This is a genomic window from Nitratiruptor tergarcus DSM 16512 (assembly GCF_027946175.1).
In the GTDB taxonomy this organism is placed as follows: domain Bacteria; phylum Campylobacterota; class Campylobacteria; order Campylobacterales; family Nitratiruptoraceae; genus Nitratiruptor; species Nitratiruptor tergarcus.
Window position 1 is genome coordinate 38,378 of record NZ_AP026671.1, and the last position, 24,954, is coordinate 63,331.

25 protein-coding genes are annotated in these 24,954 nt (G+C 38.4%); 17 read left to right on the forward strand and 8 right to left on the reverse strand.

Annotated features, from left to right (window positions below; translation table 11 throughout):
* Positions 1–16: 16 nt before the first annotated feature.
* The 5 genes from trxA to mnmL all read left to right on the forward strand — a co-directional run bounded on the left by trxA (position 17) and on the right by mnmL (position 4,424).
* Positions 17–337 carry a thioredoxin gene (trxA, locus tag NITER_RS00240; RefSeq protein ID WP_084274645.1) on the forward strand — a complete coding sequence of 107 codons (321 nt, stop codon included), beginning with the start codon at positions 17–19 and terminating at the stop codon, positions 335–337.
* A gap of 80 nt (positions 338–417) precedes the next feature.
* The gene (trxB, locus tag NITER_RS00245) at positions 418–1,368 is read left to right on the forward strand and encodes a thioredoxin-disulfide reductase (RefSeq protein WP_084274644.1); all 951 of its coding nucleotides are present in this window, start codon (positions 418–420) and stop codon (positions 1,366–1,368) included.
* Positions 1,362–2,126: a 4-hydroxy-tetrahydrodipicolinate reductase gene (gene dapB / locus NITER_RS00250; protein WP_084274643.1), complete on the forward strand. Its 765-nt coding sequence runs from the start codon at positions 1,362–1,364 to the stop codon at positions 2,124–2,126. Before trxB ends, dapB begins: the two co-directional genes overlap by 7 nt.
* Position 2,127: 1 nt before the next feature.
* Positions 2,128–3,468 carry an amidophosphoribosyltransferase gene (gene purF, locus NITER_RS00255; RefSeq protein ID WP_084274642.1) on the forward strand — a complete coding sequence of 447 codons (1,341 nt, stop codon included), beginning with the start codon at positions 2,128–2,130 and terminating at the stop codon, positions 3,466–3,468.
* Between the two features lie 8 nt (positions 3,469–3,476).
* On the forward strand, positions 3,477–4,424 hold the full coding sequence (gene mnmL / locus NITER_RS00260; RefSeq protein ID WP_084274641.1) for a tRNA modification radical SAM protein MnmL/YtqA: 948 nt from the start codon (positions 3,477–3,479) through the stop codon (positions 4,422–4,424).
* A gap of 1 nt (position 4,425) precedes the next feature.
* Here the strand turns inward: mnmL and NITER_RS00265 are convergent, their stop codons facing one another.
* The 4 genes from NITER_RS00265 to NITER_RS00280 are packed head-to-tail and all read right to left on the reverse strand — an operon-like array spanning position 4,426 to position 7,745.
* The gene (locus tag NITER_RS00265; RefSeq protein ID WP_084274640.1) at positions 4,426–5,082 is read right to left on the reverse strand and encodes a ribonuclease T2 family protein; all 657 of its coding nucleotides are present in this window, start codon (positions 5,080–5,082) and stop codon (positions 4,426–4,428) included.
* A complete protein-coding gene (gene hisIE / locus NITER_RS00270; protein WP_084274639.1) occupies positions 5,079–5,750 on the reverse strand; it encodes a bifunctional phosphoribosyl-AMP cyclohydrolase/phosphoribosyl-ATP diphosphatase HisIE in 672 nt (223 codons plus the stop codon). The genes NITER_RS00265 and hisIE overlap by 4 nt, the downstream gene beginning before the upstream one ends.
* A 21-nt stretch (positions 5,751–5,771) precedes the next feature.
* Positions 5,772–6,821 (reverse strand): SPFH domain-containing protein, encoded by a 1,050-nt coding sequence (locus NITER_RS00275; RefSeq protein ID WP_084274638.1) that lies wholly within the window; start codon positions 6,819–6,821, stop codon positions 5,772–5,774.
* A gap of 9 nt (positions 6,822–6,830) precedes the next feature.
* Entirely contained in the window at positions 6,831–7,745 is a 915-nt protein-coding gene (locus NITER_RS00280) for a branched-chain amino acid transaminase (protein ID WP_084274637.1), read from the reverse strand.
* Positions 7,746–7,842: 97 nt separating this feature from the next.
* Between NITER_RS00280 and NITER_RS00285 the strand changes: the two genes are divergently transcribed.
* From NITER_RS00285 to NITER_RS00315, 7 genes are all read left to right on the forward strand, one after another.
* Complete coding sequence (locus tag NITER_RS00285) at positions 7,843–9,261, forward strand: aldehyde dehydrogenase family protein (RefSeq protein ID WP_084274636.1); 1,419 nt, start codon at positions 7,843–7,845, stop codon at positions 9,259–9,261.
* Complete coding sequence (locus NITER_RS00290) at positions 9,258–10,508, forward strand: GGDEF domain-containing response regulator (protein ID WP_084274635.1); 1,251 nt, start codon at positions 9,258–9,260, stop codon at positions 10,506–10,508. The genes NITER_RS00285 and NITER_RS00290 overlap by 4 nt, the downstream gene beginning before the upstream one ends.
* A complete protein-coding gene (locus tag NITER_RS00295; protein WP_084274634.1) occupies positions 10,501–10,929 on the forward strand; it encodes a 2-thiouracil desulfurase family protein in 429 nt (142 codons plus the stop codon). The genes NITER_RS00290 and NITER_RS00295 overlap by 8 nt, the downstream gene beginning before the upstream one ends.
* Complete coding sequence (bcp, locus tag NITER_RS00300) at positions 10,922–11,392, forward strand: thioredoxin-dependent thiol peroxidase (RefSeq protein ID WP_084274633.1); 471 nt, start codon at positions 10,922–10,924, stop codon at positions 11,390–11,392. The genes NITER_RS00295 and bcp overlap by 8 nt, the downstream gene beginning before the upstream one ends.
* 116 nt (positions 11,393–11,508) lie before the next feature.
* The gene (rpsB, locus tag NITER_RS00305; protein ID WP_084274632.1) at positions 11,509–12,324 is read left to right on the forward strand and encodes a 30S ribosomal protein S2; all 816 of its coding nucleotides are present in this window, start codon (positions 11,509–11,511) and stop codon (positions 12,322–12,324) included.
* Complete coding sequence (gene tsf, locus NITER_RS00310) at positions 12,324–13,241, forward strand: translation elongation factor Ts (RefSeq protein ID WP_084274631.1); 918 nt, start codon at positions 12,324–12,326, stop codon at positions 13,239–13,241. The genes rpsB and tsf overlap by 1 nt, the downstream gene beginning before the upstream one ends.
* 319 nt (positions 13,242–13,560) lie before the next feature.
* Positions 13,561–14,208 carry an ABC transporter ATP-binding protein gene (locus tag NITER_RS00315; RefSeq protein WP_084274630.1) on the forward strand — a complete coding sequence of 216 codons (648 nt, stop codon included), beginning with the start codon at positions 13,561–13,563 and terminating at the stop codon, positions 14,206–14,208.
* A gap of 293 nt (positions 14,209–14,501) precedes the next feature.
* Here the strand turns inward: NITER_RS00315 and NITER_RS00320 are convergent, their stop codons facing one another.
* Both NITER_RS00320 and prfB read right to left on the reverse strand, forming a co-directional pair.
* Positions 14,502–14,894, reverse strand: a complete 393-nt coding sequence (locus NITER_RS00320) for a PAS domain S-box protein (protein ID WP_084274629.1) — start codon at positions 14,892–14,894, stop codon at positions 14,502–14,504.
* The gene (gene prfB / locus NITER_RS00325; protein WP_084274628.1) at positions 14,894–16,003 is read right to left on the reverse strand and encodes a peptide chain release factor 2; all 1,110 of its coding nucleotides are present in this window, start codon (positions 16,001–16,003) and stop codon (positions 14,894–14,896) included. The genes NITER_RS00320 and prfB overlap by 1 nt, the downstream gene beginning before the upstream one ends.
* Positions 16,004–16,060: 57 nt before the next feature.
* On the opposite strand from prfB, the gene panC reads away from it, so the two are divergent.
* Together panC and NITER_RS00335 are read left to right on the forward strand one after the other, a co-directional pair.
* On the forward strand, positions 16,061–16,882 hold the full coding sequence (gene panC / locus NITER_RS00330; RefSeq protein ID WP_084274627.1) for a pantoate--beta-alanine ligase: 822 nt from the start codon (positions 16,061–16,063) through the stop codon (positions 16,880–16,882).
* A gap of 15 nt (positions 16,883–16,897) precedes the next feature.
* Complete coding sequence (locus NITER_RS00335) at positions 16,898–17,896, forward strand: GGDEF domain-containing protein (protein WP_159445278.1); 999 nt, start codon at positions 16,898–16,900, stop codon at positions 17,894–17,896.
* Here the strand turns inward: NITER_RS00335 and murG are convergent.
* Entirely contained in the window at positions 17,889–18,893 is a 1,005-nt protein-coding gene (murG, locus tag NITER_RS00340; protein WP_084274625.1) for an undecaprenyldiphospho-muramoylpentapeptide beta-N-acetylglucosaminyltransferase, read from the reverse strand. The genes NITER_RS00335 and murG overlap by 8 nt on opposite strands.
* Positions 18,890–20,044: an FtsW/RodA/SpoVE family cell cycle protein gene (locus NITER_RS00345; RefSeq protein WP_197685257.1), complete on the reverse strand. Its 1,155-nt coding sequence runs from the start codon at positions 20,042–20,044 to the stop codon at positions 18,890–18,892. Before NITER_RS00345 ends, murG begins: the two co-directional genes overlap by 4 nt.
* A gap of 83 nt (positions 20,045–20,127) precedes the next feature.
* On the opposite strand from NITER_RS00345, the gene NITER_RS00350 reads away from it, so the two are divergent.
* From NITER_RS00350 to NITER_RS00360, 3 genes are read left to right on the forward strand one after another with little or no spacing between them, the layout of a single operon-like run.
* Positions 20,128–21,882, forward strand: coding sequence for a peptidoglycan D,D-transpeptidase FtsI family protein (locus tag NITER_RS00350; protein ID WP_084274623.1), 1,755 nt, complete (start codon positions 20,128–20,130; stop codon positions 21,880–21,882).
* 40 nt (positions 21,883–21,922) lie between these two features.
* Complete coding sequence (gene alaS / locus NITER_RS00355; RefSeq protein ID WP_084274622.1) at positions 21,923–24,484, forward strand: alanine--tRNA ligase; 2,562 nt, start codon at positions 21,923–21,925, stop codon at positions 24,482–24,484.
* Complete coding sequence (locus tag NITER_RS00360; RefSeq protein WP_084274621.1) at positions 24,484–24,945, forward strand: hypothetical protein; 462 nt, start codon at positions 24,484–24,486, stop codon at positions 24,943–24,945. Before alaS ends, NITER_RS00360 begins: the two co-directional genes overlap by 1 nt.
* Positions 24,946–24,954: the final 9 nt, after the last annotated feature.

The following is a 24,954-nucleotide window of genomic DNA, read 5'->3' on the forward strand; positions in this document are numbered from 1 at the left end:
AAAAAAGGAGAATGAAATGGGAAAATATGTTGAACTCAATGCATCAAATTTTGATGAAACTATCAAAAATGGCGTTGTAATGGTAGATTTTTGGGCACCTTGGTGTGGGCCTTGTAGAATGATTGCACCAATTGTTGATGAGTTAGCAGAAGAGTATGAAGGAAAAGCAACGATTGCAAAAGTAAATACTGATGAAGAGCAAGATATTGCTATTAAGTATGGTATTCGCTCTATTCCAACTATTCTCTTTTTCAAAGATGGAGAGCTTGTTGATCAAATGGTAGGAGCTGCAAGCAAGGATGTTTTTAAACAAAAACTCGACGCGCTTCTTGGATAATTTTGGGGCATTCGCCCCAAAAGAGTTACGATTGCAGAAGCTCTTCTTCAATCCTAACTCTTCATTTGTAAGGAAAATCAATGCTTGACTTGGCGATTGTCGGTGGTGGGCCTGCAGGTCTTACAGCAGGGCTCTATGCAACAAGAGGTGGTTTAAAAGATGTTGTGATGTATGAAAAAGGTCTGCCAGGAGGCCAGATTACTCAATCAAGCGAAGTGGAAAACTATCCTGGTGTGTGTGAAGTAGTAACAGGAATGGAGCTCATGGAGTGTTGGCCTAAACAAGCTATGCGTTTTGGTTTGCAACACCAGATGCAAGAGGTCAAGCGAATTGAGCGCAATTGTGATGGGACATTTACTATTAAACTCGCTGATGGAAGTGAGCAAAAAGCAAAAGCTGTCATAGTCTGTACAGGAAGTGTGCCAAAGAGAGCCGGTTTTGAGGGTGAAGATCAGTTTTTTGGAAAAGGTGTGAGTACCTGTGCCACTTGTGATGGATTTTTTTATAAAGATAAAGAGGTTGCTGTACTTGGAGGTGGTGATACAGCTTTAGAAGAGGCGCTTTACTTAGCAAATATTGTTAGCAAGGTCTATCTCATTCATAGACGTGACAAGTTCCGTGCTGCGCCTGCAACAGTAGAGCGCGTGATGAAAAATCCAAAAATTGAACTTCTTCTCAATGCAAGCGTCAAAAGAGTGTATGGTGATGAGCGAGGAATGGAAGGGATTATTATAGAGCAAGAGGGCAAAGAGAGAGATCTTAAAGTTCCAGGCATCTTTGTATTTGTTGGAATGAATGTAAATAATGATGTGCTAAAACAAGAAGATGGTAGCTTCTTGTGTAGTGTCAATCACTGGGGTGAAGTTATTGTAGATCTTCGTATGCGTACAGATATACCTGGCCTTTTTGCTGCTGGAGATATACGTGCAGATGCTTCGAAGCAGGTTGTTTGTGCTGCAGGTGATGGAGCCACAGCAGCTTTGAGTGCTATTAGCTATATAGAAAATATAGGAGAGTTACGACCATGCTAAATATAGGTATTTATGGAGGAAGTGGAAGAGTAGGAAGCTTACTTATCAAAAATTTGCAAAATGATGAAGTTGCAAAAGTGAGCTGTGTACATGTTATAGAAGGTATTGAGATTGAAGTACCTGGCGCAGTTGTGACAAATGATATCGATACGCTAATACAAAATAGTGACGTTATTATCGATTTTACATTGCCTGAAGGTACGCAGGCACTTTTGGAAAAACTTCTTATTACTCCAAAGCCGCTTGTAAGCGGCACGACAGGTCTTAACGATCATCAGATCAATCTCTTACGCGAAGTTGCACAAAAAGCTCCAGTTCTCTATGCGACAAATATGAGTTTAGGAATAGCAATACTGAAGCGTCTCGTAGCCCTTGCAAGTGAGAAGCTAAGAGATTTTGATATAGAGATAGTGGAGATGCATCACCGCTATAAAAAAGATGCTCCAAGTGGTACTGCGCTAACTCTAGCTGAATTTGCTGCAAAAGCAAGAGGGCTTGATCTTGATGAAGTTCGTGTAAGTGGAAGAGATGGCAATATAGGAGAACGTAAAAAAGATGAGATAGGAGTTTTTGCTCTGCGTGGTGGCGATATAGTGGGACGCCATACAGTAGGCTTTTACAATGATGGAGAGTATTTAGAGCTTAACCATACTGCTACAAGTCGTGACACTTTTGCTAAGGGTGCAATTAAGGCTGCAAAATGGGTGGTTTCTCAGGAGCCAGGACTCTATACGATAGATGATTGTTTAGGATTGTAAAATGTGTTCAGTAATAGGGCTCTTTAATGTTCCAGAAGCTGCGAAATATGCCTATTTTGGTCTCTTTTCTCTCCAGCATAGAGGACAAGAAGCTGCTGGTATTGCAAGTAGTGATGGAGAAAAGATCTATATCACCAAAGGTAGAGGACTTGTAACACAAGTTTTTGATGAGACAAAACTCACAAAACTCATTGGTTCAAGTGCTGTAGGACATACAAGATACTCAACTGCTGGTGAAGACTCAGTCCTTGATGCCCAACCGATATTTGCTCGCTATGATTTGGGGCAGATTGCTGTAGTGCACAATGGTAATCTCACAAATGCGAAGCAAGTACGAAGAGAGCTTATCAAAGAGGGTGCGATTTTTCAAACATTTATGGATACAGAAAATCTTATACACCTCATCGCAAGAAGTCATAAAGAGCATCTTTATGATCGTATTATAGAAGCGCTACAGCAAATTGAAGGGGCATATTCACTGATACTTTTGAGCCGTAAAAAGATGTTTGCTGTACGTGATCCTTACGGTTTTCGCCCTCTTTCTATGGCAAAGTTAGGAGATGGTTGGGTTGTGGCGAGTGAGACGTGTGCTTTTGATCTCATAGGAGCAGAGTACGTAAGAGATATACGTCCTGGGGAGCTTGTGGTTTTTGAAGAGGGCAAAGAGCCAAGAAGCATTCAAGTCTTTGAGCCAACTCCTCATAAATGTATTTTTGAGTATATCTACTTTGCTAGACCAGATAGCAATATTTTTGGTAAAAATGTGTATAAACTGCGCAAAGCAATGGGAAGAGAGCTTGCAAAAGAGTATCCAGTAGAAGCTGATATGGTGGTACCGGTACCAGATAGTGGTGTAGCATCAGCAATTGGATATTCTGAAGAGAGTGGCATCCCTTTTGAGCTTGGAATCATTCGTAATCACTATGTAGGACGTACATTCATCGAGCCTACCCAAGCTATTCGGGATCTCAAAGTCAAAATGAAACTTAATCCTATAAAAAATGTAATAAAAGGCAAACGTCTCGTTGTTATTGATGATAGCATTGTACGGGGGACTACTAGTAAGAAGATAGTAAATATTTTAAAAGATTTTGGTGCAAAAGAGGTGCATATGCGTATTTCTGCTCCTCCTACAACTGGACCATGCTATTATGGGGTCGATACACCTACAAAAGAGGAGTTAATAAGTTCACGCTACTCAGTTGAGGAGACAAGAAAATATATAGGAGCAGATACTTTAGCCTATCTTTCAATTGATGGGCTACTTCGCAGTGTAGGAAACGATTTAAGCTACTGTATGGCATGTTTTGATGGCAACTATCCAGTGCCATTAAAAGAGTAGGGAAGCGATTGAGAGAGATAATTACATTTGGAAAATACTATAAAAAACGTATCAAAAAGAGAGTAAAAAAAATCCCCCTAGGACTTTCTGGGTTTACCTGTCCAAATATTGATGGACGGGTTGCCAAAGGGGGATGTACTTTTTGTGAAAATGAATCCTTTGCTCCAAATCTTGGGAAAAGTAAGAAATTCTTTTTAAATCCCGATACAAAAGAAAATCCCCTCTTACAAAAGCAGATCCAAGAGATAGAGTTCCAATATAGTGCAACGGCAGGCTACTACCGCCAAAAAGGGTATGAGAAATTCTTAGCCTATTTTCAAGCTTTTACCAATACCTATGCTCCATTGGACACCCTGCAAAAACTTTATGAGCATGCATTATCACAAGAAGATTGCATTGGACTCAGTATCGGTACACGTAGTGACAGTGTGAATGAAGAGGTGTTGGATTATCTTGCCAAGCTTTCATCTGCATATGAGATATGGATCGAGTATGGAATACAGAGTGTCTTTGATGAGACTTTAGAGAAGATAAATAGAGGGCATGATAGCAAAAGTGTAGAGCAGTGGATAAAGCGCTCTAAAGATAAGGGCTTGAAAGTGTGTGGCCATGTGATTTTTGGTTTGCCAGATGAGACACAAGAAATGATGTTAGAGACAGTACAAAAGGCAGTCGATTGGGGTATTGACTCTATTAAAATTCATCCACTCTATGTTGTCAAAAATACGGCATTAGCGATTGATTATATGAAAGGCAGATTTACACCAATTACTCAGGAGCTCTATATTGATACTTTGCTCAAAGCTTTCGATATTTTGCCAAAAGATATGGTTGTACAGCGAGTTACTGCTGGCATAGGAGATAGCTCGTTGCTTGGTCCCTCTTGGTGTGCTGATAAGAATGCACAGTTGCGATCGATTCGCCAAGCTTTAATAAAGAAGGGCCTTCGTTACTAATTTAGCGAGCAATCATTCCTCTTTTGCAACCTCGTGCTGTATTCTTTGCTTTTTCAAGAAGTGCAGCAAGGGGAGTTTTAGGAGCAATTTTACCTTTGAGATTGATACGCATTTCGGTAAGATAGCCTTTTTTGCAGATAAATTTTACTCGTTTGCCTGCTCCTTTGAAAAATGCCTTGTCAAACTCTTTTCGAATCTTCCAAGTAGCTACTCTCTTACCTCTATTTTGTAAAAAAAACTGTTTTATTGGACTTTGATTGAGTTGTGAAACAAGACTTATTGCATCAAGAAAATAGATATCTGGTTTTTTGCTATAGCAGCTGCCATGTTTGACCCATTCATGCTTATGGAGCCCCGATACATAACCAGGCATATACTCTATGAGAAGCTCTGCTAAAACTGGCGAGATATCAACTTTAATCTCTTGCCAGTAGCCTTTTTTATCGAGGATTTTATTACGAGGCGAGACGTTACAGTAGTGTTTGCCTTTTGGCCAGAGGCCATGGAGTGTAAAATTAGTTTTCCAAAATGGTAGCATCTTTTTGCAAGCGCGGTAGTTTTGCGTTTTACACACACTTGGATACCAGTTGATTGCTAAAATATACTCTCCTGCAAAGAGTGTAGCGCTTAAAAGGAGGGAGAGGAGAAACTTTTTCATTTTCTACTCCTTTTTTCTTCTATTCCACTCATACCAAAACGTCTTTTGAGCTCTTTACGTACAAGTTCTGGAGATATATTGCTATATGCAAGGGCTACGAGAGCATGATAGACAAGATCCGCACACTCATAAATAATCTCATCACGATTTTTATCTTTAACAGCAAAGCAAAATTCCCCTGCCTCTTCTACAACTTTTTTGAGAATACTATTTTCTCCCTTGCTAAAAAGTTTTGCAGTCCACGATTTTTCAGGATCTGCCTCTTTTTTCTCTTGGATCACATGGTAGAGTGTATCAACGACATCCTCATACATCTCTTGAGGATTTTGGAGAGGCTCACTTATACTCTTACCTGTTTGCAAGTCTTTATAAAAGCAGCTTTTGCGCCCAGTATGGCATGCTGGTCCTGTTTGCTCTACTTGCAAAAGAAGTGTGTCACTGTCACAATCAAGCCTTATTGCTTCTACTTTTTGAACGTTACCGCTACTTTCACCCTTTTTCCAAAGCTTTTGACGGCTTCTGGAGTAGTAGTGAGCATACCCTGTTGCAAGTGTCTTTTCAAAAGCCTCTTTGTTCATGTAAGCAAGCATCAAAACTTCACCCGTTTGACTATCTTGTACAATTGCTGGGATGAGGGGATGTTTTTGCCAATCTATCTGAAACTGCATGGTCTCCCTTTACCAGAGGGCTCAGCGCCCAATGGCAGTTGCTTTTTGTCTGTCTTTGCTATCGATCCAGATATTTGGTACAGCACCACCAGGTGTTAAGAAGATTTTTGCATCTTTGTTGGTTTTAAGAGCTTCGTTGAATTTGCCCTGTACTTCAATCTGTTTGAGTTGCAAAAGCTCAGGTGTCACACTTTTTGCAATAGCAATGTTAGCCTGTGCTTTTGCCTTTGCTTCAATCATGATACGCTCTGCTTCACCTTGCGCACGAATCTTTTTCGCTTCTGCTTCACCTCTAGCTTGAGCAGCACGTTTTTCGGCTTCCTGTTTTGCTTTTTCTACTTCATACTTCATACGCTCAGCCTCTTGTTTTGCGATTTGGACTCGCTCAATCTGATCTTTGATTTTTGGAGGAAGGTTGATTTCTCTGAGCTGCACTGATTCTAAAAAGACAGGCTTATTTTTGAAGCTATCTATCTTTTTGCGGATCTCTTGCTCAATGAGTGCAGCAATTTCGTTTCGTTTAACTGGAAGTTCTTCAGCTTTATAACGACCTATGACATTACGTACAACTTCGCGTACAACTGCATTGATGAGTTTCTCTTCCCAGCTAAGACCCCATGTAGCAATAGTTTGTGGAGCATTTGCAGGATTGAGTCTGTATTGAACTGTCAAATCAATGCTAACAGGAAGCCCTCTTGCATCAAGAACAGTAATAGCCGGTTTTTCGATAATGCCTTCGTTTATATTGCCAAACGAGGTATCACGCTCGCTCTTATAGTTAATGATACGTACCTTTGTATCTACTTTGATAATTTTTTGGATACCAGGTATGAAAAAGTGGATACCGGGTGCCAATGGAATAGGATCGAATTTTCCTGCTGTTACTTTAATACCAACTTCACCAGATTGGATAATAGTATAGGGCTTAGCAATGATGAAAAGTACTGCTATTGCTAAAATGACATATAAAATAGTTGCTTTTTTACTAAAATCTTTCAAAAATTGCGGAGCTTTATTGCCCCCATCATCATTCATCTTGTTTTTAAAATAGTCATTCAAATCTGCTGGCATAGTGCCTCCTTAAATATATGTGAGCATATGTTCGTATGCTGGATTACGTCCATAGACGATATCAAAATAGGCTGTTTGCAGCTCTTTTGTCATTTCGCCTCTGCTGCCACTTCCAATAATACGCCCATCTACTTCACGAATAGGCGTAACCTCTGCAGCTGTTCCTGTAAAGAATGCTTCATCTGCAATATAGACTTCATCTCTTGTTACTCTTCTGCGCTCTACTGGAATCCCTTTTTCATGAGCGATTTTCAAGATAGTATCTTGTGTAATCGATTCAAGAGAGTTATCATTTGGAGGACTTATAAGAACGCCATCACGTACAATAAAAAGGCATTCACCACTACCTTCAGCAACAAAACCCTCCTCATCAAGTAAGAGTGCTTCTTCATATCCTGCTATTATTGCTTCATATTTTGCCATCTGGGAGTTAAGGTAGTTAGCAACCGCTTTTGCTTTACCCATAGTGGATTTAACGCTATTTCTTGCAAAAGAGCTTACTTTGACACGAATACCTTTTTCTAATCCTTCATCGCCAAGATATGCTCCCCATTTCCATGCTGCAATAGCAACTTCAACTGGTGCGTTAACATGGTAGAGTCCCATAACACCATAACCAAGATATATAAGAGGGCGAATATAGACATTGCCATCAAAACTGTTTTGACGAAGAAGCTCTATTTGCGCATTCTCTAACTCTTCAAGAGTATAGGGTACTTTAATTGCTGTAATTTTAGCTGAATTGAGTAGCCTCTTTGTGTGATCGCGCAGACGAAAGATAGCGAGTCCTTTTGCTGTTTTATAGGCTCTTGTGCCTTCAAAAACGCCATTTCCATAATGGAGTGTATGGGTTAGAACATGCACTTTTGCATCGTCCCAAGGAACAAACTCTCCATTCATCCATATATATTTCGCTTTTTCCATGTTTGCAAAAATCCTTTAACATTTTATAAAGTGGATTTAAGTCTATCAAAATATAGGTTAAATTATAATAATTAAAAAAGATAAATGAGAGGAAGCAATGGAAGAGGCAAGAATCTATTTTGGATCAACTCCAGCGACAAAAGAGGAAAAAAGAGAGGTTCGCTCTCCATTTAATGACAAGGTAGTATCGATTTATCCAGTTTGTAGTGCAGATGATGCACATAAAGCTTTAAAAATTGCGCAAGAGGCCTTTGCTAAACACAAAGACTCTCTTCTTAGTCAAAGGATCGCGTGGCTACGAGATGTAGCAAATAGGCTCAAAGAGCAAAAAGAGGAGTTTGCTCTTACTATCACCAAAGAGGTGGGAAAGCCGATTAGCTTTAGTAGGATAGAAGTACAAAGAGCAATCGAGACTATTGAGCTAAGTGCCGATTTTGCTACTTCTCTTGCGGGAGAAACAATTAATACTGATGCTACGCAAAGTGGCAGAAAAACGATGAGTTTTTATAAACGTGTACCTGTTGGTGTAGTGGTGGCAATCACGCCATTTAATTTTCCACTTAATCTCTCAGCCCATAAGCTTGCTCCTGCACTCGTTGCTGGTAATGCAGTAGTGTATAAACCAACTCCTGAAGCTCCTCTTACGGGCTATAAGCTTGCAAAACTTTTTATTGAGAGTAAATATGCTTTGCCTGATATGCTCAGTGTAGTTTATGGGGATGCAGAAGTGGGAAGTGCGTTAGTGCAAAGTGATATTCCAAGAAAGATAAGCTTTACAGGAAGTGTTCCCGTTGGAAAAATTATTATGAAAAACGCTGGAATAAAAAAGGTGAGTTTAGAGCTTGGCGGTAATGCAGCTACTTTTATAGATAAAGATGCAGATATTAAAACTGCAGCGAGTCGCTGCGCAGTAGGTGCCTTTGTCAATAGTGGGCAGGTGTGTATCAGTTTGCAGCGAATATATGTGCATGAAGATGTGTATGAGGAGTTTGCACAAGCGTTGGCCGAAGATACGAAAAAACTCAAAGTTGGTGATCCCTATGAGCCAGATACTTTTATGGGTCCACTTATCAATGAGGATGCAGCAATAAGGGCTCAGCGTTGGGTGCAAAGTGCAATAGAGCAAGGAGCAAAAGCTATCTTGGAAGGAAAAAGAGAGGGACGCTACTTCTATCCAGCTATTTTAGCTGATGTTACCGATGAGATGGAAATTGTTTGTGAAGAGGTTTTTGCGCCGATTGTAAGTCTTGTAAAAGTAAAAAATTATGAAGAGGCGATAGTAAAAATGAATGACTCTCCGTATGGTTTACAGTTTTCGATCTTTACTAAAGATATAGAGTTGATCAAACGTTTTGTTGATGATGCTGAGGCTGGAGGAGTAGTAGTAAATGACATTCCAACGCTGCGTTTTGATATTCAGCCTTATGGGGGAGTAAAACTTTCAGGAATCGGGCGTGAAGGACCAAGATTTGCGCTCGAAGAGTATACAGAGCTTAAATCGGTGGTGATAGTATGAGACTCTTATTAATTGAAGATGACAGGTTTTATGCCAAACAGGTACAAGTCTTTTTGCGGGAGCGTTTGGGTTATGAAGTAGATGTTGTTCGCAGCTACGAAGAGTATAGAGAACTTCCTACGTTAGAGCCCTATAAATATGTTTTATTAGATATATTTTTACATGATTGTTTGGAGTGTGATCTTGTTGATGAGATAATTAAACAAAATAAACCGGTCATTGTCATAACCTCTTCAGAAGATCTCTCTATTTTTGATAGATACAATAAAAAAAAGATAATTGACTATGTTATCAAAAATGATATGGTGCGGCTCGAATATCTTATAATGAAGCTAAAAATCTTAGCTTTTATGGAGCAGTATGGTGTGCTTCTTGTAGAAGATTCGAATAGCTATCGCCGCTATCTGTACAATTTTTTTAAGATCTACTATCCCTATTCAAATATTATGGTAGCAGGTGATACAAATGAGGCGCTCCAGATCTTAAATGAAAATGATGACTTTATCAAGCTTGTTGTGACAGATTATGTGCTTGGTAATAATACCAATGGTTTAGAACTGGTTAAAGAGATCCGTCGTAACTATCTCTTTGAAGATATTGCTGTCATTGCTTTGACAGGCCTCGATGTCAATAACATAATGACTCGCTTTTTAAAAAGTGGTGCTAACGACTTTTTACAAAAGAGTTTTTCAAACTTTGAATTTGTGTGCCGGGTTGATAATGTGATTAAATCACTTATTCAGTTTGAAGAGATTAAGAGTTTTGTTAATCGTGACTATCTTACAGGCTGCTTTAATAGACGCTATCTGTACGATGCAGGTCTGAAAATGTATCAGGTACTCAGGCGAGCTGAAAAACCTATCTCTATTGCAATTTTTGATCTTGACCATTTTAAAAATCTCAATGATACCTATGGTCATACAGCTGGCGATAAAGTACTTAAAGACTTTTCAAGAATATTGCAAGAGAGTATCAGGGGCAGTGACTTTGTGGTGCGCTATGGTGGAGAAGAGTTTTTGATGTTTTTGGGATCCTGTGATGCGCAGATGGCAAAGCAGATAATTGAAGAGAGGGTACGTAAAAGAGTGGAAAATCGCGTATTGCAGCTTGATGAGGGAGAGATACGCTACAACTTCTCTTGTGGAATATGTGATACAAGCTGTGCTGATAGTTTTGAAGATCTCATAAAAAAAGCTGATGAAAAACTCTATGAAGCTAAAAAGGTGCGAGGTATGACAGTTGCCTAAGATTGCTATGAGTGCATGCTTGGCTGGTGTGAATTGCCGCTATAATGGAAAAAATAAGAAAAACACAGAGCTATTAGAAAAACATAAAGAAGATGAGATTATACTCTTTTGTCCTGAAGATGCGGTGCTTGGTACTCCAAGAGAGACGATAGATATTGTTGAAGGTAGAGCCATTGGCAATGAGACGCAACAAGACTACACAGAGGCTATAGAAGAGCAAGCACAAAAATTTATAGCACAATATCCAAATATCGATACTATTTATTGTAAGAGCAAATCACCTAGTTGCGCTCTTTGCAGTGCAAAGATATTTGATAAGAATAAAAATCTGTTACAATCTACTGGTACAGGTATATTTATACAAGAGTTGCAAAAGCACTATAAAAATGCAAAATTTATAGAAAAGGACGGAGATGCTTGAGATAGGTCAAAAAGCACCAGATTTTTGTCTACCCAACCAAGATGAGGTAGAGATCTGTTTGCAAGATCTCAAAGGAAAATGGGTGGTTCTCTACTTTTATCCAAAAGATAATACACCAGGCTGTACTACAGAGGCTTTGGATTTTACTGCTCATCTTGAAGAGTTTGAAGAGCTTGGTGCAGTTGTTTTGGGAGTGAGTCCACAAGGGTGCGATTCTCATAAGCGTTTTATAGAAAAAAAAGATCTTAAAGTTACGCTTTTATGTGATGAAGAGATAGAAGTGCTTAAAAAGTATGGCGCGTGGGGTATGAAAAAGATGTATGGGAAAGAGTATGAAGGGGTCATTCGCACAACTGTTTTAGTAGATCCACAAGGAAACGTTGCTTATATCTGGCCAAAGGTGAGAGTAAAGGGGCATGTTGAAAAAGTCTTAGAGAAACTTCGAGAGCTTATAGAAAATTAAGAAAATTTTAGATAATATTAGCCGCCTTTTATTACACACGCACTAATCCTTGATGGGTTGCGGCAAAGCCGTTGATGAGTGCGGAGGCAAAACCTCAATAAAACAAGGAGCTTTACATGGTTACAATGAAAGATTTGCTAGAGTGTGGTGTACACTTCGGGCATCAGACAAGACGATGGAATCCAAAGATGAAGCCATATATCTTTGGTGTAAGAAAAAATATCCACATTATTGACTTGCAAAAGACACTGCGCTACTTCCGTTATACATATAATGTAGTAAGAGATGCGGCAAAAGAGGGTAAAACAATTCTTTTTGTAGGAACGAAAAAACAGGCGAAAAATGCCATTGAAGAGTATGCTAAGAAGTGTGGTATGCCTTATGTAAATGCAAGATGGCTTGGTGGTACTCTTACAAACTTCAACACTATTAGAAAATCAATTAGAAAACTCGAAATTATAGAAGATATGGAGAAAAATGGTCAAATTGACCTTCTTACAAAAAAAGAGGCATTAATGCTTCGCAGACGTAAAGAGAAATTAGAAAATTTTCTTGGCGGTATCCGCGATATGAAAAGACTTCCTGATATGCTTTTTATCATAGATGCAGTGAGAGAGCATATTGCTGTAAAAGAGGGAAATAAGCTTGGTATTCCTATTGTTGCGCCTCTTGATACCAACTGTGATCCAGACCTCATTGATTATCCAATTCCTGGAAATGATGATGCTATTAGAAGTATCCAGCTTTTCTGTAAAGAGATGGCTGAGGCTATAATCGAAGGAAAAGAGCTGAGAGAGCAAGAGTTAGAGGGTGAAGAGCAAGAAGAGGTAGCACCAGTAACAGAGGAAGAGAAGCAAGAGGTTATTGAAGAAGCAAGAGAAGAGATTGCAGCTGAAGAAGCTGGTGAAGAAGTTAAAGAGGAGGAGAAGTAATGGCAATTAGTGCTGCACAAGTTAAAGAACTCAGAGAGCGCACAGGCGCCGGTATGATGGATTGTAAAAAAGCGCTGCAAGAAGCAAATGGAGATATGGATAAAGCGATAGAGATCCTTCGCAAAAAAGGTATTGCAAAAGCTGCGAAAAAAGCAGACAGAGTTGCAAGTGAAGGAACAATTGCAGTGCAAGTAAGCGATGATTATAAGTGTGCAACCATTGTAGAAGTAAACTCTGAAACAGATTTCGTTGCACAAAATGAGAACTTTAAATCTTTGGTTGAACGAGTAAAAGGCCATATTGCCGAGAGTGCAGTAGAAAGCGTTGAAGAGCTTTATAAAACTCCGATTGACAATGTGATTTTTGAAGAGTACATGAAAGCAGAGATTGCAAAAATTGGTGAAAACATCGTTGTACGTCGATTTGACAAAATCTGTGTAGATGGACCAGGCGTTGTTAATGGATATCTCCATATGGGTGGAAAGATTGGTGTAATTGTTGCAGCAAGCTGCGATAAAGAAGAGGTATGCACTTCAATCAAAGATCTTTTAAAAGATGTTGCAATGCATATTGCTGCAATGAATCCAAAATATCTTGATGAAGCAAGTATTCCAGTTGATGTGATTGAAAAAGAGAAAGAGATAGCTGCAGCGCAACTTGAAAAAGAGGGTAAACCTGCCAATATCATTGAAAAAATTATTCCTGGAAAAATCAAGAAGTTTGTAGAAGAGAATACGCTTCTTGGGCAAAAGTTTGTAAAAGATGATAAAAAAAGTGTAAAACAAGTGATCGATGAAGCTGCTAAAGCAGCAGGTGGAACTGCAAAAATTATCGGTTTTATTCGCTATGAACTTGGTGAAGGAATCGAGAAAAAAGAGGAAGATTTCGCAGCAGAAGTTGCTGCACAGATGAAGTGAGGCAAAAAGCCAAAGGCTTTTTAGAAGGACAACTGCTTGTCCTTCGTGCCTCACTGAAACCTGCGACTATATGCGAGCCCGAAATTCAAAGAATTTCGTGAGCGAGCATAGGAGCAGGTAGGTTACCTTGAAGCAAAGCAAATGAGTGAAACGAATACAGCTTTGCGGTTATAAAATAAGCAGAAGAGCTATGTTTATGGTTATTGAAAAAAACATAAAGAGGCGAACTGAAGCCGAAGGCTTTTTAGAAGGACAACCGCTTGTCCTTCGCACCTTCTTTGTAAATTATGTATTTTTCCCAAAAAAATAAAGGGAATGTATGACTCTTTTAGAAGCAACAAATATCTCCCACTCATTTGATTATCCACTTTTTGATGATGTTAATATTAAACTCCATGCTCAAGAGAGTATTGCAGTAGTAGGAGTGAGTGGTAGTGGAAAATCGACACTGCTGCATATTCTCTCTACCCTTTTAGCTCCCAAGCAAGGAAGTGTAAAGCTTTTTGGTCAGGAGATATATACAAAGAATACGCAAAAGCAGCTTTTGCATATCAGACGTTACAAGATTGGTATAGTGTTTCAGTCTCACTATCTCTTTAAGGGATTTAGCGCTAAAGAAAATATTGAAGTTTCTTCACTTCTAGTCAATCATCCTATTGATGAAGAGATTATAAAAGCTTTTGGAATTGAGAGAGTATTAGAAAAAAGAGTTACTGAGCTTAGTGGAGGAGAGCAGCAAAGAGTAAGTATTGCAAGAGTATTGACAAAAAGACCAAAGATTCTCTTTGCCGATGAGCCTACAGGAAATTTAGATAAAAAGACTGCTGGTGCAGTTATGGATGTACTATTTCACTATGTGCAGGATAATGATGCAGCGCTTTTTCTCGTAACACACGACTTACAACTTGCACAAAGTTGTAGCAAAGTATATAGACTCGAGGATTTGAGGCTCAAAAGCCTCCAGTAGATTTTAAAGATCTACTTTTTAAGGTTGAAACCGATCCACATCAATGATGAAGTCCCCATTAATGCAGCATATACAACTCCAAGAATTTCAGATGGTGCCATAATTTCTCCTTATTTTATTTATTAATAATTCAATAAGAGCTATGCTTTTGCCTTATTGATAGTACTATCCTATATAAATATAAATAAAATTAATCTTAATTTATTGAGAATGTAGAAGAATTTGGAGTTTTTATGCTCTTTATAGCATTTTTGATAAGAAAAATTTCTTTTATCGATGAAGTTTTTTGAACACTATGGAAGGAAGTTTGCGTTTTTAAAGATAAACTCTCCTAGCTCTCTAAGTAAAAGAGGATTATAATGGATATGCTCTAATCCCACAGAAAAAGTATATTTTTTCCCATTTTTTGTAATGAGTTTGTTGTAAAAATCGATAAATTTATGTGTCCCATTTTTACAAAGTATATCGTTGTTGTATGTTTCATAATTTTTGTCATTACCTGCAATAATTTCACAAAAAACATGAAAAACTTTTTGACGATCATGCGGATCTATGAAGATATCAAACCAGTTTTTTCCAATTACCTCTTCTTCATCATATCCCAGACCTTCAATTTCATTATGAAACTCAACTATATTACCCTTCTCATCAAGTACTACCAGTAAAAATGGAACATATTGCTGCATTATTTTTCTTTCTCTTTTTCTGCTTCGGCAATTAAAACATCTTCAATTATCTTATCTATATCTCCATCAAGAATCGCTTCTACATTGGAGTATGCTTTGCCGCTGCGGTTGTCTTTGACTTGCTGATATGGTGCTAGTACATAACTGCGTATTTGATGTCCCCAACCTATATCACTCTTTTCAATCCCCTCTTGTTCTGCTCTTTTCTTTTCAAGCTCTAACTCATAGAGTCTACTTTTGAGCATCTTCATAGCAGTTGCTCTGTTTTTATGCTGACTTCTATCATTTTGGCATTGTACTACTATCCCAGTAGGAATGTGCGTAATCCGAATAGCTGAGTCAGTTTTATTGACATGCTGCCCCCCAGCACCACTTGCGCGGTAGGTATCCACACGGATGTCCTTATCTTCGATAACAATATCGATATCATCATCCACCTCAGGACTCACCATCACTGAGGCAAAAGAGGTATGGCGCCTTGCATTAGAATCAAATGGACTAATGCGTACGAGCCGATGAATACCGTTTTCAGTTTTTAAGTAGCCATAAGCATTTTCACCTTTGATGATAAAAGTTACATCTTTTATTCCAGCCTCATCACCCTCTTGGTAATCAAGTACTTCGACTTTAAATCCATGTCTCTCAGCCCAGCGCAGATACATACGATACAAGATACTTGCCCAATCTTGTGATTCAGTTCCTCCTGCACCAGGATGGATAGTAACGATTGCGTTTTTATCATCATTCTCGCCGCTTAGCATTGTTTCTATCTCAATTTTGCTCACCTTTTCTTCAAGTGAAGGTGCCTCTTCAAAAAGCATTGCAAGCGTCTCTTCATCATTCTCTTCTGTTGCCATTTCAAAAAGTTCTTTGCTCTCTTCAACAGCTGTTTTTGCCTCTTTGTATTTTTCTAAAATACGCGAGAGTCTATTTTTCTCTTTTTGGATCTCTCCAGCTCTCTTAGCATCATTCCAAAAATCTGGAGAGTTTTCTAATGTTTCTATCTCTTGAATGCGTTTTTCTATCATCTCAGGTTTGATAATATTTTTGATATTTTCTATCTTTTGCTCTAATTTTTTTAAAAGTTCTCCATATTCGTAACTATCCAATATTTTCTCCTGTTTAGGGTAAAATTTCATCAGTGCAATTATATCAAAAGGCTTGTAATGAAAGTTGTCTATACACCGCAAGAGTTACAAAAATTGCGAAAGGAACTGCAAGGAAGCGTGGGGTTTGTACCTACAATGGGGGCATTGCATAGTGGCCATCTTGCTTTGATTGAGCGAAGTATCAAAGAAAATGATCATACTATTGTATCTATTTTTGTAAATCCTACACAGTTTTTGCCTGGAGAAGATTTTACTCAATACCCTAGACGCCTTGAGGCTGATAAAAAAATTTGCGAGCTTGCTGGTGTAGATGTTCTTTTTTTGCCACAAAAAGATGCTATATACAACAAAGATGAGATTTTGCTCAAAGCACCAAAAGTAAAAGGATACATTTTGGAGGGTCATTTTAGACCAGGACACTTTGATGGGGTATTGCAAATTGTCAATAAACTTTTTCATATAACTTCTCCAACACGAGCCTATTTTGGTAAAAAAGATGCCCAACAGCTCTATTTAATCCAGCAGATGGTGAGAGATTTCTTTTGGAATATCGAGATAGTACCGTGCGAAATTGTGCGTGATCCTGATGGGCTAGCCCTTAGTAGTCGAAACCTTTATTTAAATGAAAGTGAGAGACAAAAGGCTCTTCTTTTATCGCAATCTTTGAAAAAAGCTGCTAAAATGATTCAACAAGGGATAGAGGATTGCTCTATTATTAAAAAGAGGATGCAAGAGATTTTAGAGCCTTTAGAAGTTGAGTATATTGAAATAGTAAATCGAGAATTTGAACCTCTGAATATGGTAGAAATTGGTAATACAATAATATTGGTGGCCGCATATGTAGGCAAGACGAGATTGATAGATAATTTGTGGATATAGATTAAAGGAATGAAGATGGATTGCAAGAAAGTATCTCTTGCGAAAGAAACGCATGATGGAATGAAAGAGCAAGTTGCTGATATTGCGAAAAAGACTTTGGCATTTATGACAAAGAGTGGAATAGACCTTACACCAATAAATTATGATGAGTGGTTTTTCGTCATGTGCAAGGCGATTAGTGAGCAGCATGTACTCTCGCAAAAGAATCTCATGATTTTGCATCAAAAATATTTTAAAGATATGCCAAAATTAGAGGATCTTGAAGAGGTAAAAGAGGTAAGTTATAATCTTAAAAACATCGCACATGGCTCAGAAAAAGCATTAGATGCATTTGCATCCAATATCGGTGCACATGATCAATATATCCAAGAGAGTATCAATGCTATTAATGAACAAGATATCCAAAAAATGGAGTCGCTCAAAGAAAAGATAGCCAATCTTGAAAAAGAGAATAACAAACTCAAAAAATTTCTTGAAGAAAATAGACAGAAACTTGAATTCATAGAGAGCAAATTTAATGAGCAGAAAAAAGAGGCACAACACGATGCACTCACAGGACTTCTCAATAGGCGAAGTTTTGATAAAGATATGGAACAGCTTGATAAAATAAAGATGGGATATAGCCTCTTGATACTTGATATCGATAACTTCAAAAAAATCAACGATACTTATGGTCATCTCATTGGTGATGAGGTACTGAAAGAAGTGGGAGAGATTCTTAAAACTTATGTAAGAAAAAATACCAAAGCCTACCGGTATGGTGGTGAAGAGTTTGTTGTGTTACTTCCTGAAGGTAATAAAATAGCAGCACAAAAGGTGGGCGAGAGACTGCGAGAGGTTATCGAACATAAAAATCTCAAATTACCAAACAGTGGACAGATGTTGCAGTATACTGCTAGTTTTGGAGGAGCAGAAAAGCAGCCAAATGAGATATATAAAGAGGTGCTCCATAGAGCAGATGAAGCGCTCTATGAAGCAAAAAGAACGGGGAAAAACAGAGTAGTAATTAAGTAGTTTTTAGTGATTGCACTATTGTTTGGGCAATAGTAGTAGCACCTTCAAGTGGAGCAAGTGAGAAGAGTTTTTGGCTGAGGGGGCTAAGATCTGCTTCAATAATCTCTTCAAGCGCGTGATCTGGATAGAGAAAAGCTGCTCCTCTGTTTACAAGATATTTGGCATTGTAGTACTGATGATTGCCTGCTGCATAAGGGTAGGGCACAAAAAGAGCGGGAAGTGCATTCGCACAAAGCTCCCACAGAGTGCTTGCACCTGCCCGTGAAACCGCAAAATCGGCTTGTGCCATTTTGTGAGCGAGATTTTTATCAAAAGCAAAAACTTCTGCTTCTATTCCCATTTTTTCATAAGCATTTTTGACTCTCCTATAGTCTTGCTTCCCTGTTTGATGTATGATAGATATTTTTTTGGAAGCAAGGAGAGGAGCATTTTGCAAAGCAATATCGTTTATCTGTTTTGCTCCTTGACTCCCACCTAAAAAGATGATTGTTTTCAATTTTGTACGTACTCTTCTTGTGTGTAAAAACTCTGGATTAACAGGATAAGGATCAAAAGGCGGTGTAAAGGAGCAAAAGACTCTCTTGGCAAAAGGAGAGAGAAGAGTATTGAGTTTACCAAAACGTGCATTTTGCTCATGGATAAAAAGGGGTGTAGAAGATAGGAGTGCGCCAAAACTTGCAGGAGCAGCAGAGTACCCTCCAACACTTACTACCGCATCAATATTATAGTTTTTAATGATCTCTTTTGATTTGAGGGCTAAGTGTGAAATATTCCAAAGAGAGGAGAGTTTTTTGACTCCTTTTTGATTGATTACGCCTCTGCTCTCGAAAAACCATTTTTGCGAAAAACTCTTATCACTCTCAAACCATTCTCTATCTTGCCCATAGGTAGATCCGATATAGAAGGTTTTAACTCCTTGTTTGACAAATGCACTATTGAGACTTTTTGCAATAGCAAGATGACCACCGGTACCTCCCCCTGTAAGAAGAATATTCATGCCTTTTCTCTCCTGCTCAAAAGCAGTACCATACCAAGTGCTACACCATTGGCAATCATGGAACTTCCTCCGTAGCTGAGCATAGGAACTGCGATTCCTTTGACAGGTAAAAGACTACTTATACCATAGGCGTTTATAAGCAGAGAAAATCCTATGAGCATAGCAACTCCCACACTAAAAAGATACGTAATTTTATCTTGCGTTTGATTTGCAAGTTTGAAGAGTTTATGGAGCAAAAGAATATAGAGTACCATTAATAGCGCAATGCCTACAAATCCGATCTCTTCAGTAAGTCCAGAGAGCACAAAATCTGTATGCACTTCACTCAAAAAACCGAGTTTGAGTTCCCCATTACCTATGCCTTGTCCTAAAAATCCACCATTATGAATAGCGTGGAGGGAGTTTATGATCTGATAAGACTCTTTGACATTATCAAGTTTTAGCTCTTGTGCTATCCAGTCTGGCATAAAAGAGAGTATATACTTTTGAGCACTTGCCCACCACATTTTTATTCTTGCGATACGGTGTGCAGAAATATTTATAAAGAGAATAAAAACAGCAAAAGCAATTCCCAATAAAAGTATAAAAAGCTTGAAACTCCTTCCAGCGAAAAAAAACAGAATCACAAAGGTAAGCCCAAGTACAATGACCTGTCCTATATCATTTTGAAAAATGGCAATAGAGACGGCTGCCAGGAGAAAAACAGTGAGATAAGGAATGACGAGAATTAATTCATGCAGAAACTTTTTTGGAGAATTTTTTTCAAATTTTCTTGAAAAGCTCCATGCTAAAAAGAAAACAAATCCTACTTTGAAAAACTCTACGGGAGCTAAAGAGAAAAAAGGAAACTTAATCCATCTCTTTGCTCCGCCAACTGCTGTGACTAAAGATTGAGGGAGAAAGTTCATTAAAAACATGAGTAAAAAAAAGATTATAAAAAGTCCTAGTCCCAGAGCTTTTGCATATTTTGGATGTAAATTTGCAATAAACCACATAACTCCAATTGCTGCAAAGCCAAAAAGTGCTTGGCGAATAAAAAAATGGTATTGGTCATATCCAAAATAGAGTGTTGTATAGACTGTAAGTGAATAAGATGTGAAGATACTTACTGTAATGATAGCTGTTGCGATAAGAAAAATCGATTTTTGCATAATTCTCTTTTAAGTCAATATTTATTGCACTAGGAGTATTATTTTAACCATATTTAGCCCAAAACAATGTTAAGAAACAATATATGCAGATTCCAACAAAATTCTATAAAATTATCGCTATCTTTTCCCTCTTTTTTTTGGGGATTCTCATTTTTTTAGGCGTTGTTTTTAAAATTATAGTTGAAAAAAGAAAGCTGCCGCGCCTGTACATAGAAGAGAAAAATAGAGCCTTAAGAGGATCGATTATAAGTGCGGAAGGCTATCAAGTAGCATACTCTAATAAGCTCTATAAAGTAGCAGTCAATACAAGATGTATTGATCCTCAAAAAAAAGAGCTTTTTGTACGCCTTTTTAGTATTTATAGTAAGATCCCTCCACACGAAGTTAGGCAAAAACTGCGGCAAAAAAGAGGGTATGTAGTTCTTTCATACACAATTGATACTAAAACTGCATATCAGCTCAAGATACTCTCTCGCAAACTCAATGCATTAGATATTTTTATACCATATAAGGTTGGGCAAAGAGTCATAAAACAGGGACTAACCATATTAGAGAGTGGAGAGACGCGTAATTTTCCCTATGGAGATACTCTAACTCCTGCTATAGGATATGTGAGTAAATATGAAGATTCTGGATATACAAAAATCAAAGGTATCAAGGGATTAGAGAAGTATTATGAGAGTAAAATATCTCCCAAGCAAGATGGAGTGATTCGAGGTAAACGAGATATAGGCAATAATATTATTCTCAATAAAGAGGCTTTTATAAAAAAACGTCTTGATGGATACAACCTTCATCTCAATGTCAATATGCTTTTGCAAAAAAATATAGAAAATATACTTGATACACAAAAGGCAGATCTAGAAGCTAAAGAGATAATAGCTGCAGTAATGGAGTCAAATTCAGGTAAAATTTTAGCTATAGCAAGTTCTAATCGCTATGATCCAAAAAATATACAAAAAAGAGATCTCCCCTCACTCAATCCAAAATTTACCGAATATCCGTTCGAGCCGGGTTCTGTTATGAAGCCTATGACTTTTTCACTTCTTTTAGAGCATGGCCTCGTTTCGCCACTTGAAGTAGTAAGAGGTTACAATGGACGTATGAAACTGGGGAGAAAATATATTACAGATGAGCATAAGTTTGATTGGTTGAGTGCTGAAAATGTCATTGTGCATTCAAGCAATATTGGTATTGCCCAACTGGCACAGAGATTGAGTTATCTGCAATTTTCTCAGGGCCTAAAGATGTTGGGATTTGGGAAGCCCACAGGAGTCGATCTTCCTTATGAAAAGGGTGGCAAATTGCTACCTCCATATAAACTTAAAAGTGAAATTTACAAAGCGACCGTAGGCTATGGATATGGGATGACAGTGACATTTATGCAGTTGCTCAGTGCTTATAATCTTTTTAATAATGATGGATACAAGGTAACTCCAAGAATTGCTGCATTTATCACTTTAGAAAATGGTAAAAGAATATTTTTGAAAAAGAGTAAAAAACGTAAAATTCTTTCGAGTAAAACAGTGGCCACTATGCACAATATCTTACAAAAAGTAGTCGAAAAAGGTACAGGGACAGTAGCAAAAATTGATGGATTAGAAATTGGTGGTAAAACTGGTACTGCGCATATATCACGGGGAGGAAGATACCAAAATGCATATATCACCTCATTTTTCGGTTTTGCAAATGATGCAAAACATCGTTATACGATTGGTGTCACTGTATTTGAGCCAAAGACAAAACATTTTGCTTCCCAAACTGCAGCGCCTATCTTTCGCAATATAGTTATTGAACTCATCAACGAAGGTTATCTCATTCCAAAAAACGAACAATAATTTTGATAAAATATCGGTTAAACTACTATAGAGGATTTCTATGGATATACGAAAAGCGTTTTTAGACTATTTTGCAAGCAAAAATCATACTATCTATCCAAGTGCCCCGTTGGTGCCAGAAGATCCAACTCTGCTTTTTACCAATGCTGGGATGGTACCATTTAAAAAGATCTTTACTGGTGAGATACCAGCTGAAGTTCCAAGAGCGACGAGCTGCCAAACCTGTATCAGAGCAGGTGGTAAGCATAATGATCTTGAAAATGTGGGCTATACCGCAAGGCACCATACCTTTTTTGAGATGCTTGGAAACTTTAGTTTTGGGGACTATTTTAAAGAGGAAGCCATTGCCTATGCCTGGGAGTTTGTGACAGAAGTTTTAGAGCTTCCGGTTGAAAGACTTTGGGTAACAGTGCATGAAAGCGATGATGAAGCTGAAAAAATATGGCAGAAGTTTGTAAAAAAAGATCGCATTAGACGCTTTGGAGACAAAGATAATTTTTGGCAGATGGGCGATACGGGCCCATGTGGACCATGTAGCGAAATCTTTTATGATCAAGGCGAAGAGCATTTTAATGGCCCAGAAGACTATCTTGGCGGAGATGGGGATCGTTTTTTGGAGATATGGAACCTTGTTTTTATGCAGTATGAGAGAAATGAAGCTGGCGAGCTTCTGCCGCTTCCAAAACCAAGTATCGATACCGGTATGGGGCTGGAGCGTATTACGGCAATCAAAGAGGGTGTTTTTAGCAACTACGATAGCTCACTCTTTATGCCAATTATCAATGCTATTAGCGAACTAGCAAATAAAAAATATATTTATAAAGAGGGTGCAAGCTTTCGTGTCATCGCCGATCATATTAGAGCTGTTACCTTTTTGCTCGCGCAAGGAGTGATGTTTAGCAATGAGGGGCGTGGATATGTTCTCAGAAGAATTTTGCGAAGAGGTGTACGCCACGGCTATTTGTTGGGACTTAAAGAGCCATTTATGTATAAACTCGCTTCCAATGTAGCTGATCTCATGGGCAAGCACTATGACTATCTTCCGCAAAAATTGCCAACTGTTCAAGAGCAGATACGAGCAGAAGAGGAGCGCTTCTATCAAACAATAGAAGCAGGAATGAAACTTTTTGAAGAGGAGTTATCTCAAACAAAAGAGACCTTTAGCGGTGATGTGGCATTTAAACTCTACGATACTTATGGTTTCCCGCTCGATTTAACTGAAGATATGTTAAGAGAAAAGGGACTAAAGCTTGATAAGAGCCGCTTTGAAGCGCTTATGCAAGAGCAGCGGCAGCGTGCTAAAGCAGCCTGGAAGGGAAGTGGTGATGTGGCTTTAAGTGGAGATTTCAAAGAGCTTTTGGGTCTGAAAAACGAGTTTGTAGGATATGAAAAGCTTAAAGCCCATACTATTATCACAGGCCTTTTGGATGAAAACTTTAAAAAGTGTAATGCTTTGCAACCTGGCCAAAAAGGGTGGATTTTACTAGAAGAGACTCCATTTTATGCTGAAAGTGGCGGACAGATTGGTGATAGAGGTGAGATTCGGCTCTATGAGGGTGAAACAGTCGCAAAAGTACTTGATACGAAGAAGTTTTTTGATCTGAATTTAAGCCTCGTAGAAGCTGTGAAGGAAGTGAAAAAAGATGAAGCAGTAGAGGCGATTGTGGATAAAAGCAGACGCGAAATTGCCAAACACCACTCAGCTACCCATATTCTGCATTCAGCGCTGAGAAGAATTTTGGGTGAGCATGTTACCCAGCAGGGAAGTTTAGTAGAGGCAAACAGACTTCGGTTTGACTTCTCTCATCCAAAACCATTAAGTGCTGATGAGATCCAAAGAGTGGAAAATTTTGTCAACGAAGTGATTGCCCAGGGGATTGAGGCAAAAGTAGAAGAGATGCCGATTGAAAGGGCTAAAGAAAAAGGAGCTATGGCGCTTTTTGGCGAAAAATATGGTGATGTTGTAAGAGTAGTTGAGTTTGGCGATGTGAGTGTGGAGCTGTGCGGTGGAACCCATGTGAAAAACTCTGCTGAGATTGGCTCATTTTTTATTACAAAAGAGTCCGGTGTGAGTAGCGGTGTACGAAGAATTGAAGCGGTTTGTGGTATGAGTGCTGTAAATCTTGCAAAATCATGGAGAGAAGAGATTAGTCTTGCAAGTGAAGAGGTAAAAAACAAAGATGTTGTAATTGGAATCAAAAAGCTCAAAGAGGAGATTAAAACACTCAAAGAAGAGCTAAAAAATGCAACAAAAGTGAGTGCAAAAGAGCTTAAAGCCCAAGAGATAAATGGAGTCAAAGTTGTTATTGATGAAATTGATGGAGGCGATATCAAAAAAATTATCGATGATCTAAAAAATGCATATGAAAAAATTGCAGTGATGCTTTTTCAAAAAAAAGAAAATAAAGTCTTAATTGCTGCTGGAGCAAAAGGTGTAGGACTCAAAGCTGGAGAGTGGGTCAAAGCGGTAGCTCCTATTGTTGGAGGTGGTGGCGGAGGACGTCCAGATTTTGCCCAGGCTGGAGGAAAAGATCCTTCGAAAATAGCAGAAGCAAAAGAAGCAGCGCTTGCGTATGCCAAAGAGCATTTGAAGGAGGCGTAATGCTTTTATATACAATTTTTTTCCATGTGCTCAGTGCAATTATTTGGATAGGTGGCATGATAGCAGTGCGTTTTGCAGTGCATCCAGCTCTTCAAAATATTCAAGATGATGGAATAAGGCTTGCTAGGACTCTTGAGATAACAGGAAGACTATTTGCACTTGTTTTACCATTTATTCTTATCTTACTTGGTACTGGACTCTATCTGGCTCATATGTTTGGATTTAGAGGACATACAGATTTGAGTATGATAGTGCATGTAAAAGAGGCGATTTGGCTTATTATGGCGCTTAACTATGCTGGTATGCTCTATCTTCGCTTTCGTGCACAAAGCTACTATTTGGCAAGTAACTATCTGATGGCGAAGAAGTTTTTAAAACCGATTGCTACATATATGCTTCCACTTAATATCTTTTTGGGTTTGGCTGCTATATATTTTGGCCTTGTTTTACGGGGATTTTGAAAGGATTGA